1 protein-coding gene is annotated in these 3029 nt (G+C 64.5%); it reads right to left on the reverse strand.

Features of this window, described 5'->3' with window-relative positions; genetic code table 11:
* Window positions 1-9: 9 nt before the first annotated feature.
* Window positions 10-2913: an RND family transporter gene (locus ACGFK1_RS19980; RefSeq protein WP_393433202.1), complete on the reverse strand. Its 2904-nt coding sequence runs from the start codon at window positions 2911-2913 to the stop codon at window positions 10-12.
* Window positions 2914-3029 lie beyond the last annotated feature (116 nt).

The raw sequence follows: 3029 nt of genomic DNA on the forward strand, positions 1-3029 counted from the left end.
ACTCGACAGCTATGCGCTCCCGTCGGGAAGCGCCTGCGACTCCGGCAGTCGCGCACGGATGGCGGCACCTATCGAAGTCCTGCGACGCGACGCGTCGGGCTTCGGCCGCCAGCCTGACGGCCACCAGTTGGCCTTGCCGACCAGAACCGCCAGCGCCGGCACGGTGATGGTGCGGACCAGGAAGGTGTCCAAGAGCAGGCCGACGCCGATGATGAAGCCGCCTTGCACCATCGAACCGATGCTGCTGAACAGCATCGCCAGCATGGGTGCGGCGAAAATCATTCCCGCAGAGGTGATCACGCTTCCGGTAGCGCGCACGGTACGGATGACTCCGGATCTGATGCCATGCGGCGATTCGTCCCGGATCCGGGAGATCAGCAGCATGTTGTAATCAGCGCCGACGGCCACCAGCACGATGAACGCCATCCCGGGTGTGCTGGCGGTCATGGACTGGCCGCCAATCAGCTGCAGCACGATCACCCCGATGCCCAACGAGGAAAGGCACGAGAGAATCACCGTGCCAACGAGATACAGGGGCGCCACGATGGCTCGCAGTAACAGCACCAGGATCACCGTCACCACGGCAACTGTCATGAGCACGATGAATCGCAGATCATCGTTGTAGTAGTCGCGCAGTTCGCTGTAGTACGGCGTCATCCCGGACATCGATATCGACGCATCAGCCAGCGAGGTGTTCGCCTGTGCCCCTCGCGCGGTGGCGAGGATCGTCTTGACCTGGTCCATCGCCTTGGTGTCGTACGGGTCCAGCTTCGATTGCACCAGGTAACGAGCCGAATGCCCGTCCGACGACATGAAAACCTTCGCCAGGTCCTTGAACTGGTCGTCGCCCAGTATCTCGGGCGAGATGTAGAAGCCCGCCGCGCCCGGGTCGGATGCGTTGAGCTTCATCGCCAGTAGGAACGCCGATGCATGCGACAGACCCTCACCCAACTCTTTGGTCTGGTCGTCCAGGATCCGTACCCCGTCGGCGATCTTTCGGCTGCCGTCCGCCAGCGCGGCGGCTCCCTGGTCGAGCGTCGCGAGGCTGTTCTGCAGACCCCCCGGGTTGTTCGCGCCGAGGGTCCGCATGGATTTGAGCGCCGCGTCAAGCGACGGCTGCACCTTGCGAAGAATGTCAGGAAGGTTCTGCAGCTGCTCTTTCAACTTCGCGCAGGAGGGCTGGGCGTCGCATGTCGGGTCGGTGTTCAATCCGTTGAGCACGTCACCGATCAGGTTGGCAGTGTCATCCAGATTGCCGGTCGCCGGGTCGTCGGCGGCGCGGGCCTGCGCGAGCTGAGCCTCGATGTCCTGGAACGCCTTTGAATTGGAGAGCTGCGCCCGCACATTGGTGAGGGTCTGACGCAGACCGTCGAGGACCTTGGTCGTCCGGCCCAGTTGGCTGCGCACCGTGCCGAGGCTTTCGGCGAGTTTGTCGGCGCCCCCGGTGAGTGCCGCGCGCTCGTCGGTGCTGGCCGCGATCTTCGACGACGCGTCTGCAAGCTTGTTGCCGATCTCGCCGGCCTGATAGCTGAGTGTGGCCTGCTCCAACGGTGCGCCCGTGGGCCGGGTGACGCCTTGCACTGTCGCGATATCGGGCAGTTGGCTGACTCGTTGCGCCATCTGTTCGAGGTCGGCCAGTCCCTTGGTGGTCCGCAGGTCGTGCGGGGATTGGATGAAGATGTATTGCGGCGCTGTCACACTGGCCGGGAAATGCCGTTCGATGGCGGCCATCCCGACGTTGCTCTCCGCTGTCGCCGGCAGCGTCGTACGCGCGTCATAACTGGTGTGCAAGAACAGCACACAGGCGGCCAGCGGAATCAACACGGCCAGGCTGGCGGCGAGATGCGCAACTGGGCGCCGCACGATGTGGATGCCCGAACGTCTCCAGAACCGGTTGGTCAGCTCCCGTCTCGGCCTCACCCAACCCCGTCGCCCACCCAGCGTCAGCATCGCAGGCAACAGCGTGATAGCGGCCAGAAACGCCACCGCCACCGCGACAGCCAGCGCGGGTCCCGTCGTCGAGAACACCTTGAGGCTGGTGAAACTCATGCCTAGGAACGTCACCGCGACGGTCGCCGCGGAGGCAGCGATCACCTTGCCGATTGCCGTCAGCGCCCGTGTGACGGCTTGATCGGAGTCCAGCCCTTGCCGAATGTATTCGTGATACCGGCTGATCAAGAACACGGCGTAGTCGACTCCGGCGCCGATCATCATCGCGCTCATGAACACGACCGTCTGCTGCGAAATGGCAAGGCCCAACTGCGCGAGCCCGGCGACCAACTGCGTTGCGGCGGCCTGCGAGACGCCGATGGTCACCAGCGGCAACAGAATCGTCACCACGCTGCGGTACACCACGAGCAGGATGACCAGCACCATGACCAATGTCGCGGTTTCGATCACCCGCAGATCACGCAGCCCCAGTTCCTCGCGTTCCGCGACGGTCGCCGTCAGCCCCGTCATGTGCACAGTCAGCCCCGAACCTGCAACCGTTTGATTGACGGTGGCCACCACGCGCTGGTAAGCCGCGTTTGACTCGGGGGATCCCAGTTCACCGGCGACACCGACAGGGATGAACCACGCTTTGTGGTCCTTGCTCTCCATCACGTTGCGCAGCGGCGGTTGGGACACGAAGTCCTGCACCATCACGACGTCGCGTTGATCGCGATGCAGTTTGTCCACCAAGTTGCGGTAGACATCCTCGTCAGCGCGCGTCAGCCCCCGCTCGTTGGTGAGCACCACCAGGGCGATGTTCTGGATCCCCGGCTCGCCGAAGGCCTCGGTCATCTGACGTGTCGCCACCATCACCGCGGAGTCGGCAGGCAGCAACTCCTGGTTGCGGTCGCTGGCCAGCCGCATCAACGGCGTCACCGTCCCGGCCAGCACCGCGACCACGAGCAGCCAGGCGGCGATCACCAGCCACGGCCAGCGCACCACCACACGGGCCAGTCGCTCGAATATGCCGTTCACCGACAACCCCTCGACAAGGTTGCCGGGTTCTCCCGCCGCGCGCTTCCGTGGCCAGTGCAAGC

Source organism: Mycobacterium sp. NPDC048908, assembly GCF_043197955.1.
GTDB lineage: Bacteria > Actinomycetota > Actinomycetes > Mycobacteriales > Mycobacteriaceae > Mycobacterium.